General features: G+C 42.1%; 17 protein-coding genes and 1 rRNA gene. 11 read left to right on the forward strand and 7 right to left on the reverse strand.

Translation table 11 applies throughout. The features are described from left to right. Positions 1 to 99 precede the first annotated feature (99 nt). From ABIS04_RS00100 to def, 5 genes are read right to left on the reverse strand one after another with little or no spacing between them, the layout of a single operon-like run. Positions 100 to 1542: a TrkH family potassium uptake protein gene (locus tag ABIS04_RS00100; protein WP_350432173.1), complete on the reverse strand. Its 1443-nt coding sequence runs from the start codon at positions 1540 to 1542 to the stop codon at positions 100 to 102. A gap of 6 nt (positions 1543 to 1548) precedes the next feature. Then, positions 1549 to 2958, reverse strand: a complete 1410-nt coding sequence (gene trkA, locus ABIS04_RS00105; protein WP_350432174.1) for a Trk system potassium transporter TrkA — start codon at positions 2956 to 2958, stop codon at positions 1549 to 1551. A gap of 16 nt (positions 2959 to 2974) precedes the next feature. Then, entirely contained in the window at positions 2975 to 4258 is a 1284-nt protein-coding gene (gene rsmB, locus ABIS04_RS00110) for a 16S rRNA (cytosine(967)-C(5))-methyltransferase RsmB (protein WP_350432175.1), read from the reverse strand. A gap of 1 nt (position 4259) precedes the next feature. Beyond that, positions 4260 to 5216 (reverse strand): methionyl-tRNA formyltransferase, encoded by a 957-nt coding sequence (gene fmt, locus ABIS04_RS00115; protein WP_350432176.1) that lies wholly within the window; start codon positions 5214 to 5216, stop codon positions 4260 to 4262. A gap of 8 nt (positions 5217 to 5224) precedes the next feature. After that, positions 5225 to 5737 (reverse strand): peptide deformylase, encoded by a 513-nt coding sequence (def, locus tag ABIS04_RS00120; protein ID WP_350432177.1) that lies wholly within the window; start codon positions 5735 to 5737, stop codon positions 5225 to 5227. A 126-nt stretch (positions 5738 to 5863) separates the two neighbouring features. Here def and ABIS04_RS00125 point away from each other — a divergent pair, with 126 nt between their 5' ends. The 6 genes from ABIS04_RS00125 to hemF all read left to right on the forward strand — a co-directional run bounded on the left by ABIS04_RS00125 (position 5864) and on the right by hemF (position 10710). Continuing rightward, positions 5864 to 6970 carry a LysM domain-containing protein gene (locus ABIS04_RS00125; RefSeq protein ID WP_350432178.1) on the forward strand — a complete coding sequence of 369 codons (1107 nt, stop codon included), beginning with the start codon at positions 5864 to 5866 and terminating at the stop codon, positions 6968 to 6970. Positions 6971 to 7053: 83 nt separating this feature from the next. Further along, entirely contained in the window at positions 7054 to 8070 is a 1017-nt protein-coding gene (gene dprA / locus ABIS04_RS00130; RefSeq protein ID WP_137224059.1) for a DNA-processing protein DprA, read from the forward strand. A gap of 2 nt (positions 8071 to 8072) precedes the next feature. Further along, positions 8073 to 8546 (forward strand): DUF494 family protein, encoded by a 474-nt coding sequence (locus tag ABIS04_RS00135; protein WP_140232873.1) that lies wholly within the window; start codon positions 8073 to 8075, stop codon positions 8544 to 8546. A 59-nt stretch (positions 8547 to 8605) separates the two neighbouring features. Continuing rightward, the gene (locus ABIS04_RS00140; protein ID WP_137224055.1) at positions 8606 to 9169 is read left to right on the forward strand and encodes a topoisomerase DNA-binding C4 zinc finger domain-containing protein; all 564 of its coding nucleotides are present in this window, start codon (positions 8606 to 8608) and stop codon (positions 9167 to 9169) included. 37 nt (positions 9170 to 9206) lie between these two features. Then, entirely contained in the window at positions 9207 to 9773 is a 567-nt protein-coding gene (locus ABIS04_RS00145) for an L-threonylcarbamoyladenylate synthase (RefSeq protein ID WP_140232875.1), read from the forward strand. Positions 9774 to 9777: 4 nt separating this feature from the next. After that, the gene (gene hemF / locus ABIS04_RS00150; RefSeq protein ID WP_350432179.1) at positions 9778 to 10710 is read left to right on the forward strand and encodes an oxygen-dependent coproporphyrinogen oxidase; all 933 of its coding nucleotides are present in this window, start codon (positions 9778 to 9780) and stop codon (positions 10708 to 10710) included. Positions 10711 to 10734: 24 nt separating this feature from the next. Here hemF and ABIS04_RS00155 read toward each other — a convergent pair whose 3' ends face one another. After that, positions 10735 to 11169: a group II truncated hemoglobin gene (locus ABIS04_RS00155; protein ID WP_137227376.1), complete on the reverse strand. Its 435-nt coding sequence runs from the start codon at positions 11167 to 11169 to the stop codon at positions 10735 to 10737. Positions 11170 to 11328: 159 nt separating this feature from the next. Between ABIS04_RS00155 and ABIS04_RS00160 the strand changes: the two genes are divergently transcribed. From ABIS04_RS00160 to ABIS04_RS00175, 4 genes are read left to right on the forward strand one after another with little or no spacing between them, the layout of a single operon-like run. Continuing rightward, positions 11329 to 12711, forward strand: a complete 1383-nt coding sequence (locus ABIS04_RS00160; protein ID WP_350432181.1) for an amidohydrolase — start codon at positions 11329 to 11331, stop codon at positions 12709 to 12711. 32 nt (positions 12712 to 12743) lie between these two features. Continuing rightward, positions 12744 to 13970 carry an amidohydrolase family protein gene (locus tag ABIS04_RS00165; protein WP_371833656.1) on the forward strand — a complete coding sequence of 409 codons (1227 nt, stop codon included), beginning with the start codon at positions 12744 to 12746 and terminating at the stop codon, positions 13968 to 13970. A 56-nt stretch (positions 13971 to 14026) separates the two neighbouring features. After that, complete coding sequence (aroE, locus tag ABIS04_RS00170) at positions 14027 to 14860, forward strand: shikimate dehydrogenase (protein WP_350432184.1); 834 nt, start codon at positions 14027 to 14029, stop codon at positions 14858 to 14860. Beyond that, the gene (locus ABIS04_RS00175) at positions 14860 to 15117 is read left to right on the forward strand and encodes a DUF1488 domain-containing protein (protein ID WP_137224043.1); all 258 of its coding nucleotides are present in this window, start codon (positions 14860 to 14862) and stop codon (positions 15115 to 15117) included. The genes aroE and ABIS04_RS00175 overlap by 1 nt, the downstream gene beginning before the upstream one ends. A gap of 415 nt (positions 15118 to 15532) precedes the next feature. Here ABIS04_RS00175 and ABIS04_RS00180 read toward each other — a convergent pair whose 3' ends face one another. Then, positions 15533 to 16078, reverse strand: coding sequence for a gamma carbonic anhydrase family protein (locus tag ABIS04_RS00180; protein ID WP_350432186.1), 546 nt, complete (start codon positions 16076 to 16078; stop codon positions 15533 to 15535). A 561-nt stretch (positions 16079 to 16639) separates the two neighbouring features. Here ABIS04_RS00180 and ABIS04_RS00185 point away from each other — a divergent pair. Next, positions 16640 to 18199 (forward strand): 16S ribosomal RNA (locus ABIS04_RS00185). Positions 18200 to 18233: the final 34 nt, after the last annotated feature.

Raw genomic sequence — 18233 nt, forward strand, 5'->3', positions numbered from 1 at the left:
CTAGCCGCTTACTTACGTAACTGGTTTTTAATATATTATCTTTGTTGTTTTTAGTAGTAAAGTCTATATGTATCAAATAAATATCACTATATATCGATATTAAAAATGCCAGAACTTAGGATGAAATAACACTGCAACAGTCAGTATTTCTAAGCGCCCCAATAACATTCCTAATGCCAATGCCCATTTAGCAATATCGGGAAGGGGAGCAAAATTTCCGGCTGGACCTATAATTGGACCAAGGCCTGGTCCTACATTGGCTACTGCTGTAATAGCACCAGTAAAGCTGGTCATAGGATCTAATCCGGTTAGTACCAATATAATCGAAAGAGTTAATATAACGATAACCATCAACATAAAAAAAGCCATGATTGAGCGGACAATGTCATTTCGAATGCTATGGCCATTATATTTGTCTTTAAACACACCATTAGGATGAAATTGTTGTTTAATTTGCTGACGCATTATTGAGAAAGCAATTTGAAAGCGAAATATTTTTATCCCGCCAGAGGTTGAGCCTGAGCAACTGCCTATAAACATTAAAAACAAAAATACTACACTAGCGACAGCACCCCAAGTTTGATAATCCGTTAATCCATAACCTGTGGTTGTGATAACTGAAATCACATTAAAGCTGGATAATCTAAATGCATCTAAAAAATCTATGCTTTGGTGTTGCCATAACCAACATGCCAATGAAAATGACACCAGTAATACAAAGGTTAAAAAGCCTTTTACTTGTTGATCATTCCATATACGTAAACTGCGCTGTTGAATAGCTTGCACAAACATCAGTAACGGCAACCCGCCAGCCAACATAAATACGATACCAACCCAATGCGCCGAATGAGAAAAGGCCGCCATCGAGCGATCTGAGGTTGAGTATCCTCCAGTTGATAATGTCGTCATTGCATGATTAATTGCTTCAAACCAATGCATGCCAGCAAAGTGATAGGACAATGCGCACAACAGCGTTAATACGACATAAATAAGGAATAAGTGTTTGGCCATATGCTGGGTTCTAGGAGTTGTTTTGTCGCTCCAGTCGGATGATTCTGTTCTAAATAAACGCATTCCTCCCACATTCAAAAACGGTAGGATGGCTACCGCCATTACAATAAAACCAATACCACCAAGCCATTGTAATAATGAACGCCAGATTAAAATGCTATGGTCCATGGAGTCTAAACCGGATAATACCGTTGAACCTGTTGTGGTGATACCTGACATTGTTTCAAAAAAGGCATCGGTATAATTAATACCGTGATAAAGAGTAAAGGGTAGTGCGGCAAATAGACTGACAACAAACCAAGTGATACTGGTGAGCAAATACATATCACGGATATTGAGGTTAAAATGACGATTACGGCCATTTTGAATACATAAAATAGCAATCAATCCAGTAAATAAACCAGATATCATAAAATCACCAATGGTTTCTTCACTATAAAATAGTGCAAAACCCATTGGTATTAACATAAACCCTGTCAATATTGAGAGGAAAATGCCGAGAATGAAAACAATCTGTTTTGCGTTAAACATTGTAAATTAGAAGAAAAACGCACTAGGTTGGAACAACTTTTCTACATCGCCGACAAATTTCTTATTCACTAAAAATAAAATAACATGGTCACCTTGCTCAATTACTGTTTTGTCATGGCCCATTAATACTTCATCATTACGTACAATGGCACCAATGGTCGTACCCGGTGGTAATTTAATTTCACCAATTTTTTTACCCACGACTTTCGAAGTGCTTGAGTCACCATGGGCGATAGCTTCAATCGCCTCAGCCGCACCGCGTCGTAATGAATAAACATTACAAATATCACCTTGGCGAATATGGGTCAATAATGCTGAAATAGTGGCTTGCTGAGGGGATATGGCAATATCAATGTTAGCCTCTTGCACAATATCGATATAGGCTTCACGTTGGATCAACACCATGACTTTTTTGGCTCCCATGCGCTTAGCGAGCAGGGCTGACATAATATTGGCTTCATCATCATTAGTGACGGCGATAAATACATCTGTTTGATCTATATGTTCTTCAAGTAATAATTCTTGGTCTGAAGCATCGCCACAAAACACTGTAGTTTTTTCCAGTTTTTCCGACAGTAACTCAGCGCGTTCTTGACGATGCTCAATCAATTTCACCGAATGGGTGCTTTGCAGCTTTTGGGCAAGACCAAAACCAATATTACCGCCACCAGCAATCATGATATTGCGGTACGAATTATCCAGTTTTTGCATTTCACTCATTACAGCACGAATATGACGACTATCGGCGACGAAAAATACTTCATCATCAGCTTCAATAATCGTGGTGCCGCGCGGCATAATAGGTCGGCCTTGTCTAAAAATAGCCGCGACCCGGGTATCAATATTCGGCATATGTTCACGTAATGTCGCTAACGCATTACCGACTAATGGACCACCGTAATAAGCTTTAACTGCCACAAGGCTGAGTTTTCCTTTTGCAAATTCAAGTACTTGAAGTGCTCCTGGGTATTCAACTAATCTTTGTATGTAAGTGGTTACTAACTGTTCTGGTGCGATGAGTTCATCAATAATAAAACCGCCACGGGGCTTAGCATCACCGCTTTTTATCTCGCTACTGATAAAAAGCTTATCTTGAAGTTCCAAATAAGCTTCTGAGCGAATACGAGCAATTTTTGTTGGTGTACCAAACAAGCTGTAAGCGATTTGGCATGCTGACATGTTGCATTCATCACTGTTGGTTACTGCAATGAGCATGTCTGCATCTTCTGCTCCTGCTTCTTTTAATACACTTGGATGGGCGCCATGACCGACAACAACACGCAAATCAAATTTGTCCTGCAACAGTCTTAATCGAGCTCTATCACTGTCGACGAGTGTGATGTCGTTATTTTCACCGACCAAGTTTTCAGCTAATGTGCCACCCACTTGCCCTGCGCCTAAAATAATAATTTTCATGGCTTGAAGTACATCCTTAAAGTGCTTTAACTAGGCGCGCGTAATAAAAGCCGTCCATATTATTTTGCCCTGGCAAAATTTGCCAACCGATATCATCGCGTTGAGTTTGTTGCTCTATCGGTACTAAACTCGCATCAGGCGTCCGAGCTAGAAACTGTTTAACTTGCTGGCTATTTTCTTGGGGCAAGATAGAACAGGTTGCATATAATAAAGTGCCACCCGGTTTAAGCCATTGCCAGCAATGATCGAGTATCTGTTTTTGTAAGTTGGCTAACTCTTCAATGTCGCTATTTTTACGTAACCATTTTATGTCTGGATGACGGCGAATTACCCCTGTGGCAGAGCAAGGCGCATCAAGTAATATCCGATCAAATTGCTGTCCTTGCCACCATGATGGAATATCCGCTGCGTCGCCGTGAATAAGCTGCGCTTTTAAATGCAACCTGTCTAGGTTTTGTTGCACTCGCGCAAGACGTTTTTCATCAAAATCAACTGCGACAAGCTTTATGCTCGGAGCCAATTCGATTAAATGACAACTTTTACCACCGGGGGCAGCACAAGCATCTAAAATAAGTTCATCTGCTGTTGGTGCAAGTAAGGTTGCTGCCCATTGTGCTGCGCCATCTTGCACAGATGCTGCGCCTTCCATAAAGTCTGGTAACGCTGCGACATCTTTTGCGCTTTCGAGCAATATAGCATCTTGGCTTAAACCAACTTGGGTTTGAATATCATGTTGGGCTAGTGCTGCTAAATAGACCTCACGTGTTTGTGATTGTTGATTGTTTCGGAGCCACATTGGTGGACGCTGGTGGCTTTGTTCGATAATGGCTTGCCAGCTTTCTGGATACGCTTGTTGTAAACGCTTAATAAACCAAGCCGGAGTATTAAAACGTAATGTATCTGAGTCGGTATTTAATGCGGCATCTTGGCGCTGAATATTACGCAATACACCATTGACCACTTTGACCAAACCATCGAAACGTAACTGTCTGCAGGCTTCCGCTGTTTCAGAAATAGCGGCATGTGCAGGAATGCGAGTAAAGTAAAGTTGGTAACAACCAACAATCAATAGTTGATGCAATATTCGCTGCTTACCTTTAAACGGTTTAGCTAGGCAGTCGCTTACACATTTGTCTAGCTGTGGTAATTGACGCATTACGCCGTAACATAACTCTGCCAGTAAGGCTTTGTCTTTGCCGTTTTCTAAGTGTTGTTGTTGATCGGGTAGCGCTACTGATAATGACGTACCTTTTTCGAGTACTTCATAAATCGCTTTAGCTGCCAGTGCGCGCACATTCATGCTAGTTAGCCTCTTGGTTTAAACACACACCAGCAGCGAACCAATCACTACGAGCATTAAGAATGTCAGCCACATTAAGGGGCTTTTTGTTAGGCAGTTGCATGGTTTGAATAATTAACTTGCCGTCCGCTGTCGCAACTTCAATACCTTGTTTAGTTGCAGCAATAATCGTTCCCGGTGACTCGGTGCATATCTCATCGGAATAATCTGCTTGCCAAACTTTAATGGTACTTTGTTGATGTTCAAAATAACTGACTGGCCAAGGATTGAACGCACGGATGTCTTGCCATAATTGCTTAGCACTTTTATGCCAATCAAGACGAGCTTCTTCTTTTGAAAGTTTCTCTGCGTAATTTGCGAGTGTTTCATCTTGCTTTTTAGCGATTAAGGTCCCTTCGCTCAATCCTGATAAGGCCTGAATTAATGCTTGTGGGCCTTGAACTGCCAACTTTTCATAAAGACTTGCTGAAGTGTCAGTATTGTCGATAGGTAGAAATGTTTTTAATAGCATATCGCCAGTATCTAGGCCTATATCCATTTGCATAATGGTGACACCCGTTTCGGCATCTCCAGCCCATAATGCTCTTTGTATAGGAGCCGCTCCGCGCCAACGAGGTAAAATTGAACCGTGAACATTAATACAACCTAAACGCGGAGTATCAAGCACTATCTTCGGTAAAATCAATCCATAAGCCACTACCACCATAATATCTGCATTAAGGTGTGCTAACTCAGCCTGAGCCTCTTCTTTACGTAATGATGCTGGTTGAAATACCGCAATATCATGCTCTAAAGCCAAGGTCTTTACTGGACTAGCTGTGAGTTTCTTGCCTCGTCCTGCGGGTCTATCTGGTTGAGTATAAGTGGCTACTACATCATGTTCAGAATCGATGAGTGCTTGTAAATGTCTAGCCGCGAAATCCGGAGTACCGGCAAAGATTATTTTTAACGGTTTCAAATGACTTCCTATGCTTCTCTAGCATCTAAACGAGCTTCTTTTTCAAGCTTAGTTTTAATGCGCTGGCGTTTTAATGGCGATAAATAATCGACAAATAACTTGCCATTAAGGTGATCAATTTCATGCTGAATACAAATGGCAAATAACTCGTCAGCTTCAACAGTAAATTCATTACCATGGCGATCTAACGCTTTTAAAGTGACATATTCTGCACGATCAACTTTGGCGTAAATTCCCGGTACTGAAAGGCAACCTTCTTCATTTGCCAAGTCGCCACTACTGGCCATTATTTGAGGATTAATAAAAACGATTGGACGATCAACTTCATCTTGTAAATCCATCACAATAAGTCGCTGATGAAAATCGACTTGCGTGGCGGCTAGGCCAATACCTTTTTCTAGGTACATGGTCTCGAGCATGTTATCTATTTGTGTTTGTAGTTGCGGACCAAAATCCGTTACTGGTTGAGCTATAGTACGTAAACGCTCATCTGGAAATCGTAAAACATTAAGTATTGGCATATATAAACTCTTAACAAGTCTGTCAAATTTCAGCCAGAAAGCTATACTGGCAATTGTAATTAGGGTAATTTTAATCCTTACGGGCTATCAATAACAGTAAAAAGCTCTAATAAAGAGCTAAACAACATGGATTTCACCATGAAACGCTTATTATTACTTGTTTTTCTATGTTTAAATTTTTCTTTGGCTAGTGCGGATACATTAACACTGAAAGTTGGTCATCCAGATACGTATATCGTTAAAAAAGGCGATACGTTATGGGATATTTCTGGCTATTTTTTAAATGATCCCTGGCGTTGGCCTAAATTGTGGGGAAATAATCCATTAATTGCGAATCCGCATTTAATTTATCCCGGTGATCGACTGACTTTGGAATTTATTGATGGTCAACCTCGTTTAGTGGTTAAGCAACACATCAAAAAGAGCCCTGAAGGTCGTGTTATATCGAAAAATGGCCCTGTTCCAGCTGTAGATCTTGCCTTAATTAAGCCCTATTTGGTACAGAATAGGGTGGTTGATCCTGGATGGTTAGATGGGCAGCCAATTGTTATGAGCGGTGAGAGTCCTTCGATTCATCATGTCGTCAATGACGTTGTATATGTTAATGCAATGCTTGAACAAGGCCTTAAAGTTGCTATTTACCAAACTGGCCGTGAGTTTTTCTCCCCTGAGAGTGGTGAGTTATTAGGCCGAGAAATTATTTTAGCGTCAACTGGCCGAGTTATTGAGTCTGGGACTGTGTCGAAAGTTGAACTGCTCAGCAGTTTACGCGAAACCAAAGGTGGCTATCATGTGACACCTGTTGAAGATGAAGCGTTAATGTCGGCATATTTTATTCCTAAAGCAGCAGACTTAAGTGTGCCTACCTCAATTATTGCTACCATAGGCAATATTCGTGAAGCGGGTAAACTTGACGTGGTATATATTGATCGTGGTGCAGATGATGGTGTCAAGACTGGTCATGTTTTTTCAATGTTCCGCGATGGTGAAAACATTGTCATTGATAACGATGGTAATCCTGTCCGTCCCCTTGATAGTTCAACTTACGATAAAGTCCTTGCACAGTTTTCAGAAGAGACGGCTTATAAAATGCCTGATGTTTTCCATGGTAATTTAATGGTCTTTAAAGTGTTTGATAAAACTAGTTTAGGATTGATTATGTTTAGTGGCCGCCCTGTTCGAGTGGGTGATAAGTTGTCTAAACCAGAGCCATTAACGATTAAAGGTGAATAATTTCAGATAAACTGGTCGACTGGCTAGTTGTTTGTGCAGTATCTGGGCTAGGACCGGCCCGGGTTCAACAATTATTAACTCAGATGGACGTTGAAGAAATTCGTCAACGTTTAGAGTTTGAACCACAGGCTTTGCCCTTGCCGGCAAACCTGTTGGCTAAGTGCCATATAGACTTTAACAAAGTGGAGCAAGCCTTAGCATGGCTTGATTCGCAACCAAATCACTATATTGTGACTCTTTCTGATCCCCTTTATCCTCCATTACTTTCTCAGATTACCGATCCGCCACCAGTGTTATTTGTTAAAGGTCAGATATTGTCCCTAGTTTTGCCTAGTATAGCGGTGGTTGGCAGCCGTAATGCCTCTCGTGGTGGCTTAGATATGACAGCCGATCTAGCTTATCAGTTAGCCAACCAAGGCTTTGCTATTACTAGTGGTATGGCGACTGGCATTGATGGTGCTGCACATAAAGCGGCAATAAACGCGAATGGTAAGACAATTGCGGTTCTTGGCACTGGGGCCGAGTGTATTTACCCTAAACGTCATCAAAATTTGTATCACAATATTATCAATACGGGTTGTGTCATCAGTGAGTATTGGCCAAATATCGGGCCTTTCTCTGGTAACTTTCCTCGACGTAATCGTATTGTCAGCGGCTTAAGTTTAGGTACCGTAGTCGTTGAGGCAAGTCGTAAAAGTGGCTCATTAATTAGTGCTCGGCTGGCTATGGAGCAAAACCGTGAGGTGTTTGCTGTTCCGGGGTCTGTATTAGGCGGTTATAGCCAAGGCTGCCATGATTTAATTAAAAATGGAGCAAAACTTGTCGAGTCTGCTGCCGATATAATAGAAGAATTAGGCTGTTTATCGGATTATCACCTTGAACAATTGCATCAACGGCACCATATACAGGATAATGAAGTTTGTAATTTGCCATTTCCTCCACTGTTAGCTAGTGTAGGATATGAAACGACAGCCATAGATGCTGTGGTTGAGGATAGTGGGAAGACAATAGATCTGGTGTTAATACAAATGCTTGAACTCGAGTTACAAGGGTGGGTTGCAGCAGTGCCCGGTGGTTACGTCAGACTAAAGAGGAGTTAGCCATGTTTGATATCCTCATGTATTTATTTGAAAATTATGTTCATAGTGAAATTGAACTATTAGTTGATGAAGATGAACTCACTAAAGAGTTAACTCGTGCGGGTTTTCATCAAGTAGATATTATAAAAGCACTTTCTTGGTTAGAGCACCTTGCTGATCTACAAGAAAGCGATAAACCGTACTTGTGCAATCATGCACAACATTCATTCCGTATCTATACCAAAGCGGAAATGGCTAAATTAGATGTTGAGAGCCGTGGTTTTTTACTGTTTTTAGAACAGATCCAAGTGCTCAGTGTTGAAACTCGCGAAATGGTCATTGACCGTGTCATGGAGTTAGATGAGCCAACATTGGTGTTAGAAGATCTTAAATGGGTGGTATTAATGGTACTATTTAATGTGCCTGGAAATGAGTCTGCTTATGAGCAAATGGAAGATTTAATCTTCGAGCAGCCAGAAGGGCGATTACACTCATAATAAAAAGGAGGCTTGGCCTCCTTTTTTAGGACTCTAAAATATTATTTATTGAGAACACCATGTCGAAAATTGATCCACAGCTGTTTAATGTCCACGAGCATGCATTAGATAAAGAGTTTGAGCTTTGTCCTGCTTGTGGATCTGAGTTGTCGGTTAGACATAGTAAGCATGGTGGCTTTGTCGGTTGTAATAATTATCCAACATGTGATTATACTCGTCCATTAGTGCAACATGAGTCGATAGAAACTCAAGTCATCAGCGGTTCAGTGTGCCCTAAATGTGGTAATGAACTGGCGGTTAAATCGGGGCGTTTTGGTATTTTTATCGGTTGTACGCATTATCCTGAATGTACCCATATTGAAAAACACGATAATACTAATCAAGCTGAACAGATTACCTGTCCTCAGTGCGCTAAAGGCCACCTTGAGTCTCGAACCAGTCGATATGGGAAAACTTTTTTTGCTTGCAGTGCCTACCCAAAATGTAAGTTTATCGTAAACTATCCTCCATATAATGAAGCTTGCCCTGATTGTGGCTTCGGAATTTTAGTAGAACGAAAAGGGGCGGCTGGTAGTCGAGTCGAGTGTCCGCAAAAATCCTGTAAATATAAGCGAGCTTTATAGTTTTCGTTTTAAAATTAATTTGATGCAAGGGAATTTAATGTTGCAATTGCAGCCATCTGCTGTCGCCGCCGTTATAAACCAAGGTGGAGTGATTGCTTATCCTACTGAAGCTGTATTTGGTTTAGGATGTGATCCTGACAACGACAGTGCTATCGAAAAATTGTTAGCAGTTAAACAGCGTCCTTGGCAAAAAGGGTTAATTTTAGTTGCCAGTTCTTTGGAGCAACTTGTTCCTTATATTGATATCACTCAACTAACATGGGAGCAATTGCAGTTTGTGCAATCTAAATGGCCTGGACCATTTACGTTTATCATGCCTATTAAAGCGCATGTATCTAAATTACTGTGTGGTGAGTTTGACTCTATCGCCGTGCGTGTCTCAGCTCATCCCGTCGTGCGTGAGTTGTGCAATACTCTCAATAAACCTTTAGTATCGACAAGTGCCAATTTAGCTGGTGAGTTACCAGTAGTCGATGCGCAACATATCATCACTGATTTTAGCGATAAAATTGAGGCATTGATTTTAGGTCAGCTGGGCGAACAACGTCAGCCATCAACTATTATAGATGCCCGCAGTGGTCAGATCCTTCGTACTGGAAGTTAATATTATGTCAAACAATCTTTCTCAAGTGCCTGACGCACAAAAAGTAAAATCATTTTTACTCGTATTGCAGCAAAATATTTGTCAGCGTTTAGAGCTACTCGATGGCAAAGCTACTTTTAAAGCTGATTCATGGGAGCGTGAAGAAGGCGGTGGTGGTACTAGTCGGGTATTAACCCAAGGCAAGGTATTTGAACAAGCTGGAGTTAATTTTTCACATGTGATGGGTGATGCTATGCCTGCCTCGGCCACTGCGCATCGTCCTGAATTGGCTGGCCGTAGTTTTGAGGCAATGGGTGTATCTTTAGTTATCCACCCTAATAATCCCTATATTCCTACAACCCATGCCAATGTGCGTTTTTTTATTGCTCATAAAGAAGGGGCCGACCCTGTGTGGTGGTTTGGTGGTGGATTCGATTTAACGCCATACTATCCATTTAAAGAAGATGTGATCAGCTGGCATCAAATGGCTAAAGATATTTGCGATCCATTTGGCGAAGAAGTTTATCCTAAATACAAAAAATGGTGTGATGAGTACTTCTTCTTACCTCACCGTAATGAAACGCGTGGTGTAGGTGGACTCTTTTTTGATGATTTAAACAAACCTGGTTTTGAACGTAGTTTTGAGTTTATGCAAGCGGTTGGTAATGGTTTTATTGAAGCTTATGAGCCAATAGTCGATCGCAACAAAGAATTGGTATTTGGTGATGATGAACGTCAATTCCAACTTTATCGTCGTGGCCGTTATGTTGAGTTTAACTTGGTTTACGACCGAGGTACCTTGTTTGGCTTACAAACGGGGGGGCGCACTGAATCTATTTTAATGTCGATGCCGCCATTGGTGCGCTGGGAATATGGATATGCTCCAGAAGAGGATAGCCCTGAAGCTGAATTGTATGACATCTACTTAAAACCACAAGACTGGTTAGCTAAATTCTAGTACTTAGTACGCTGTTGTATTGAGTCATCGGTTACGCATGTTGTCTGCTAGGGTCGAAATAGCCTGAATAATCACTTGTTGATGTTCAGGCTTTTTTATCGTGTTTTTAATGGCTGCACGCATACACATTAACCATTGTTCTCGCATCGACTCATCAATCGCAAAGGGCATGTGTCTCGCGCGCAAAGCTGGATGACCATATTTTTGTTGATACAGTTGCGGCCCACCTAACCAACCGCTTAAAAATTCATACAGTTTTTGTTCTGAATCTGCAATTGGCGATCGATGTATGGCTAATAATGCTTGGGCTTCAGGGCGTTGTTGCATTTGTTGGTAGAAGTCATGAGCAATTGCGCGGATGACTTTATCTCCACCAATAATGTCGTAGGCATTAGATTGGCTTGTGTCTCTACTAATATCAGCTTGAGGTTTGGTGAATAATTTACGTAACCAGTTCATATTATCTGCCATTAAGAATATCGGCTTCATTATATCTAAATCATTACCGTTACAGTGATTCTTTTTTGTTAACATTTTGATACCAACTATTTAACGATTAGTCTGTATTTTAATAATTATCTTAGTTAGATTGGAGGTCAAATAACAAAGGAGATCCCAATGGTAAAACTGATGCATTCATTGGTTGCTGTAGCTTTTTCAACCGCAGTTATAGGTTGTAGCCCTGCAGAACAACAAGATCAAAAAATTACAATCAATGCCAACCCGTATCCAAGTACTTACCATGTGCTGCCCAATTCAACCACGCTACTTAAAAATGCCATTGTGTTAACCGGTACAGGTAAACGTATTGATGAGGCTGATGTGTTAATTAAAGACGGTAAAATTAGTGCTGTAGGAAAACAGTTAGTTGCTGAAGGTGCTGTGGTTATTAATGCTAAAGGCAAGTGGATTACTCCGGGTATTATTGATGTACATTCGCACTTAGGTGTATATCCAAGCCCGAACGCCGAGTCACATAATGACGGTAATGAAATGACTAATCCTGTTACTGCTGAAGTATGGGCAGAACATAGTGTATGGCCGCAAGATCCTGGTTTTAATCGTGCCCGTGAAGGCGGCATTACGACGTTACAAATCTTACCTGGTTCGGCTAACCTTATTGGTGGACGCGGCGTGACATTAAAAAATGTTCCAGCCACAACAATGCAAGCGATGAAATTTCCTAACGCCCCTTATGGTTTAAAAATGGCCTGCGGTGAAAACCCTAAAAACCTTTATGGAAGTCGTAACGAATTGCCCATGACACGTATGGGCAATATGGCGGGTTACCGTACTGCGTTTATTCAAGCCACAGAATACAAACGGGCTTGGGATAAATATAATGCAGATTACGCTGCAGGTAAAAACCCTATCGCACCTGAGCGAGACTTGATGAAAGACACATTAAAAGGCGTGCTTGAAGGTGACATCCTTATTCACAATCATTGTTATAAAGCTGAAGAGATGGCAATGATGATCGACTTAGGCAAAGAGTTTGGTTATCACGCAGGTACATTCCACCATGCCGTTGAAGGCTATAAAATTGCAGATCTACTGGCTGAAAATGGTAACTGTGCCGCTATGTGGCCAGATTGGTGGGGCTTTAAATTAGAAGCGTACGACATGGTACTTGAAAATGTTGCAATGGTTGATGCGGTTAAAAATTCTTGCGCAATAGTACACTCTGATTCAGGTGTAACGATTCAACGCTTAAATCAAGAAACTGCCAAAATAATGAATAGCGCTAATGAAAACGGATTTGATTTGAAAGAAGAACATGTGATTGGTTGGCTTACCGCTAATGCGGCAAAATCATTGGGGATTAGCGATAAAACCGGCTCTCTTGAGCAAGGTAAAAATGCCGATTTAGTGGTGTGGAATACCAACCCGTTTAGTGTTTATGCTCAAGCGGAACAAGTGTTTATCGACGGTGCAAAAGTGTATGACCGCAAAGACCCAGCCTATCAGGCACAAAGTGACTTTATGTTAGGTCAGCAATAAGGAGCAAGATAATGACACTATTCAATAAATCCGTGATTGCATTAAGCTTGTCATTCAGCCTTGCGTTAAGTTGTTCTGCTCAAGCTGAAAGTGTAGCCATTATTCATGCAACCGTGCATACAGTGACTGATCAAGGTGTATTAACAGATGCCACAGTTGTGATAGAAGACGGTACGATTGTGGCCATTAATCCTCAATTACCCACAGCCGATACCATTATTGATGCAAAAGGCGCAATATTAACACCAGGCTTTATTGCTAGTATGAATGACTTGGGGTTAGTAGAGATCGGTGCCGTATCTGCTTCACGTGATGCTTATGAAAAAGAAGCAGGTATTATTTTTGACCCCAGCTTAGCTTATAACCCCAAAGCTTCTACCGTACCATTTGCTCGCAAAGGTGGTATAACCCGTAACATCGTATCATCTGGTGGTGGCGAAGGCATTTTTTCGGGACAGACTTTTACAGTGGATTTAAGTGGTAATTGGGACAGCCTACTGGCCGCTAATACGGGATTGGTGGTTGCTTTGGGAGCCTCGAAAGAGGGGTCTCGTGCGACTGGGATGCAACAATTAATTAATAAGCTCGAAGATGCTAAAAAAGCCCAAGTTAAAAAAACACCAAAGACCGCTAAAGCCAAGGATAAACCTAGTCGGGAAGACAGTGTTGTTAACGCAGTGCTTGCGGGCGAGAAATCATTAATCGTTTCAGTCGACCGTGCCAGTGATATATTGCATTTAATTAAGCTTAAACAGGAATTTGGCCTTGATCTCATTTTGGTTAATGCAGCCGATGCCATAATAGTGGCAGATCAGTTAGCGAAAGCGAACATCCCAGTGGTTATCGACAGCATGCGTAACTTGCCAGAAAGTTTTGATTCATTACATAACTCACTTGAAAATGCAGGTAAACTAACTAAAGCCGGAGTGAAAGTAGCCATTGCCTTGCCTGGTGATAGTCATAGTATTTATGCTCTACGTTTTAGTGCCGGAAATGCCGTTGCTAATGGGATGGATTATGATGATGCACTGGCTGCTGTGACAGCAAATGTTGCTGATATTTTTCATTTAGATTCAGGACAGATAGCCGTGGGGAAACCTGCTGATTTAGTTTTATGGAGTGGCGACCCTTTCGAGTTTAGTAGTAAAGTACAAAAGATGTGGATAGCGGGTGAAGAGCAAAGTACTGACAGCCGTCAAGACAAACTACGTGATCGCTATTTACAAAAAACAGCTATGCCAAAAGCATATAGCCGTTAACATCTCACGATGGATGTGGGATGTATCCCTAAATCGTTAACCAAGAGATGAAGCGAATGACAGATAAGTATGCTGTATTTGGTAACCCAATAGCGCAAAGTAAGTCGCCATTTATTCATACTGAGTTTGCTAAGCAAACTCAGCAAGACTTAAGCTATGAAGCCATTCTCGCCCCTGTTGATCAATTTGAAACTTCGCTAACGGCATTCTTTGCCGATGGCGGAAAAGGTGCCAATGTCACTGCACCCTTTAAAGAGCAAGCATTTGCTATGTGCGACGAGCTCAGTGAAATCGCTAAACTCGCTGGCGCAGTCAACACCTTGTTTAATTTACCTGATGGTAAAATTGGTGGTGACAACACAGATGGTGTTGGTTTGGTGAACGATTTAGAAATGCTGTTTGGTTCACTAAAAGGTAAGCGAGTTTTATTGGTGGGTGCTGGTGGCGCGGCAAGAGGTTGTATTTTACCTATATTGCAGCACAATGTGGCTCAGTTGATTATCTGTAATCGGACTCATGAAAAAGCAGAGCAACTCCAAGACTTATTTAATGAATACGGCAATTTTTTTGCTCAACCCATTGAAAAATTACTATCGCCATTTGATTTAGTTATTAACTCCACCTCAGCAGGACTATCCGGGCAGCTCATTACTTTACCTAACGTTATCGTCGATGAAACCACAGATTGTTACGATATGACCTACAGTCAAGATACCACGGTATTCAATCAATGGGCGCAAGAGCGGCATGCTCGTAAAACCGCAGATGGGTTAGGGATGTTGGTTGGTCAAGCTGCGGAAAGTTTTAAGCTATGGAGAGGTGTCACCCCTGATAAAGGACCTGTAATGCGTAAATTACGAGAGTTATTGGCACAAGAGGCATCAGACTAATGAATCAAAGCGTCATTTTTAGTGACCAACTCTATGTTGAAACAAATCAAGTAAGGTTTATTGCTCAACAACAGGGGATGAATATTAATTGCTTTGCTAGCTTTGCTGTTATTAGCGAACTTTGTGATGATCAACTAGTGAGTGAAAATAACGTTATAAATATGTTTGAAAAGTGTCGTTTTGACCTAGAAGACAAAGCAGAACTCTTGATTGAGCAAGAGCAGTTTAATGGCAAGGGCGATATTAGTATTAAATAACAGATTTAATACTATCGACTTGTTTGAGGTGCTGTTGGTTTCAACCTTTTTGTCGTTTTTAAGAGTACATGTTGTTATCTACTTTTCTAAATACAATTGTCAAATCTTGATCATATTGTGAAAACCATAGTTAAATCGAATGGCCGGTGAGTATGCTGTTAAAGTTTATTCCAATAACTTAATTTGCTGCTCTAAAGTCTCTATTGGGTCATAACATAAAGCCACAAACTCATCGTGGCCTTAATGTGCCAGCAAAAATTTAGAACTATAGTGCGTTTAATGACTATCTATTAATATCAGTCATTAGAAGCATGGTGTTAATTTTTTCAAGGTATGTATAGATGGATACATTTGACAAGGTTTAAAGCAAATGAACCAATGTGGAATTGGTCCATCGTGCGATTCTACATTACGATTACTGCTGTAAATCCACTAAATATTCATTTTTTAAACGGACATAATTGTCAGAAGACTGAGGTAAAAAAGAGCGCTCTGCGGCTGTTAAAAGCCGAACTTGTTTGCATGGGCTGCCTACATATAAGTAACCACTTTGCAAAACCTTATTCGGTGGCACTAATGAACCTGCACCCAAAATCACGTCATCCTCTACAACTGCACCATCAAGCAATATAGATCCCATACCTATTAACACCCGATGACCAACCTTACAGCCATGCAACATTGCTTTATGACCTATAGTTACGTCATCACCGATGATCAATGGATGGCCATCAGGATTTGCTGCTGATTTACGGGTTACATGCAATATACTGCCGTCTTGGACATTACTGCGTTTACCGATACGGATTTTATTCACATCGCCGCGAGCTGCCACTAATGGCCAAATACTCGCATCACGGTCTAATTTTATATCACCAACAAGCACTGCAGACTCATCAACATAGACGTTATCGGCTAAATCGGGGTGTATTCCTTGGTAAGTTCTTACATTCGTAGACATAACAATCCTTATATTCGTTGTTTGGGACAGTATAATGCTTAAAAACTAGCTGGTCAGGCTAAATTATCCGCAAACAAGCCTAGAATAACAAATAACCTTAAAAAAGGGGTTGCACTAAATCTTGTGTTGCCTATAATGCGCATCCACTGACACGGCAGACAGCGCAAGCGGTCACCGGGTTAGGTTGAATTAAGTGCTTCAAAACACTGAGTTCAGCAGCGAAAAGAAAGTTTGAAAAAACACTTGACGCAGCAATCGGAACGCGTAAAATACGCCTCCCAAGCCGACGACCTAGCGTCTTATGGCGATACCTGAAAAATCGGTATCATCGCTCTTTAACAATTTAAACAAGAAATCTGTGTGGACATTCACAGGTATTGAGTTATTCGAAATTGTCTTCTGTTCTTCGGAATGTTGGCAATCAAAAAATTTCAACTCAATGCAACGATGAATGTTCATAGCAATATGTAACAAGCATTTTATAGATTCTTCCGAGTTTATAAGGTGTAAATCAGAATTCATTGAGCCGAAATATTCCTAACCGAATATTTCAAAAAACTTTAATTGAAGAGTTTGATCATGGCTCAGATTGAACGCTGGCGGCAGGCCTAACACATGCAAGTCGAGCGGTAACAGAGAGGAAGCTTGCTTTCTTTGCTGACGAGCGGCGGACGGGTGAGTAATGCCTAGGGATCTGCCCAGTCGAGGGGGATAACAGTTGGAAACGACTGCTAATACCGCATACGCCCTACGGGGGAAAGGAGGGGACCTTCGGGCCTTTCGCGATTGGATGAACCTAGGTGGGATTAGCTAGTTGGTGAGGTAATGGCTCACCAAGGCGACGATCCCTAGCTGTTCTGAGAGGATGATCAGCCACACTGGGACTGAGACACGGCCCAGACCCTAGACTCCTACGGGAGGCAGCAGCAGTGGGGAATATTGCACAATGGGGGAAACCCTGATGCAGCCATGCCGCGTGTGTGAAGAAGGCCTTCGGGTTGTAAAGCACTTTCAGTAGGGAGGAAAGGTAGCGTGTTAATAGCACGCTGCTGTGACGTTACCTACAGAAGAAGGACCGGCTAACTTCGTGCCAGCAGCCGCGGTAATACGAGGGGTCCGAGCGTTAATCGGAATTACTGGGCGTAAAGCGTACGCAGGCGGTTCATTAAGCTAGATGTGAAATCCCCGGGCTCAACCTGGGAATTGCATTTAGAACTGGTGAACTAGAGTCTTGTAGAGGGGGGTAGAATTTCAGGTGTAGCGGTGAAATGCGTAGAGATCTGAAGGAATACCGGTGGCGAAGGCGGCCCCCTGGACAAAGACTGACGCTCATGTACGAAAGCGTGGGGAGCAAACAGGATTAGATACCCTGGTAGTCCACGCCGTAAACGATGTCTACTCGGAGTTTGGTGTGACTTAGTCACTGGGCTCCCAAGCTAACGCATTAAGTAGACCGCCTGGGGAGTACGGCCGCAAGGTTAAAACTCAAATGAATTGACGGGGGCCCGCACAAGCGGTGGAGCATGTGGTTTAATTCGATGCAACGCGAAGAACCTTACCTACTCTTGACATCCACAGAAGCCGGAAGAGATTCTGGTGTGCCTTCGGGAACTGTGAGACAGGTGCTGCATGGCTGTCGTCAGCTCGTGTTGTGAAATGTTGGGTTAAGTCCCGCAACGAGCGCAACCCCTATCCTTATTTGCCAGCACGTAATGGTGGGAACTCTAGGGAGACTGCCGGTGATAAACCGGAGGAAGGTGGGGACGACGTCAAGTCATCATGGCCCTTACGAGTAGGGCTACACACGTGCTACAATGGCGTATACAGAGGGTTGCAAAGCCGCGAGGTGGAGCTAATCTCACAAAGTACGTCGTAGTCCGGATTGGAGTCTGCAACTCGACTCCATGAAGTCGTCGGAATCGCTAGTAATCGTAGATCAGAATGCTACGGTGAATACGTTCCCGGGCCTTGTACACACCGCCCGTCACACCATGGGAGTGGGCTGCAAAAGAAGTGGGTAGTTTAACCTTCGGGAGAACGCTCACCACTTTGTGGTTCATGACTGGGGTGAAGTCGTAACAAGGTAGCCCTAGGGGAACCTGGGGCTGGATCACCTCCTTACCTATACGACTAACTCAATACCTAAAGTGCAGCG

Source organism: Shewanella sp. H8 (assembly GCF_040285065.1).
In the GTDB taxonomy this organism is placed as follows: domain Bacteria; phylum Pseudomonadota; class Gammaproteobacteria; order Enterobacterales; family Shewanellaceae; genus Shewanella; species Shewanella polaris.

Excerpts from the sequence above, each read along its gene's own strand:
- ABIS04_RS00100 (WP_350432173.1), bottom strand. The coding sequence starts at position 1,542 with ATGTTTAACGCAAAACAGATTGTTTTCATTCTCGGCATTTTCCTCTCA.
- trkA (WP_350432174.1), bottom strand. The coding sequence starts at position 2,958 with ATGAAAATTATTATTTTAGGCGCAGGGCAAGTGGGTGGCACATTAGCT.
- rsmB (WP_350432175.1), bottom strand. The coding sequence starts at position 4,258 with ATGAATGTGCGCGCACTGGCAGCTAAAGCGATTTATGAAGTACTCGAA.
- def (WP_350432177.1), bottom strand. The coding sequence starts at position 5,737 with ATGCCAATACTTAATGTTTTACGATTTCCAGATGAGCGTTTACGTACT.
- ABIS04_RS00125 (WP_350432178.1), top strand. The coding sequence starts at position 5,864 with ATGGATTTCACCATGAAACGCTTATTATTACTTGTTTTTCTATGTTTA.
- dprA (WP_137224059.1), top strand. The coding sequence starts at position 7,054 with ATGGACGTTGAAGAAATTCGTCAACGTTTAGAGTTTGAACCACAGGCT.
- ABIS04_RS00135 (WP_140232873.1), top strand. The coding sequence starts at position 8,073 with ATGTTTGATATCCTCATGTATTTATTTGAAAATTATGTTCATAGTGAA.
- ABIS04_RS00140 (WP_137224055.1), top strand. The coding sequence starts at position 8,606 with ATGTCGAAAATTGATCCACAGCTGTTTAATGTCCACGAGCATGCATTA.
- ABIS04_RS00145 (WP_140232875.1), top strand. The coding sequence starts at position 9,207 with ATGTTGCAATTGCAGCCATCTGCTGTCGCCGCCGTTATAAACCAAGGT.
- hemF (WP_350432179.1), top strand. The coding sequence starts at position 9,778 with ATGTCAAACAATCTTTCTCAAGTGCCTGACGCACAAAAAGTAAAATCA.
- ABIS04_RS00155 (WP_137227376.1), bottom strand. The coding sequence starts at position 11,169 with ATGAACTGGTTACGTAAATTATTCACCAAACCTCAAGCTGATATTAGT.
- ABIS04_RS00160 (WP_350432181.1), top strand. The coding sequence starts at position 11,329 with ATGGTAAAACTGATGCATTCATTGGTTGCTGTAGCTTTTTCAACCGCA.
- aroE (WP_350432184.1), top strand. The coding sequence starts at position 14,027 with ATGACAGATAAGTATGCTGTATTTGGTAACCCAATAGCGCAAAGTAAG.
- ABIS04_RS00175 (WP_137224043.1), top strand. The coding sequence starts at position 14,860 with ATGAATCAAAGCGTCATTTTTAGTGACCAACTCTATGTTGAAACAAAT.
- ABIS04_RS00180 (WP_350432186.1), bottom strand. The coding sequence starts at position 16,078 with ATGTCTACGAATGTAAGAACTTACCAAGGAATACACCCCGATTTAGCC.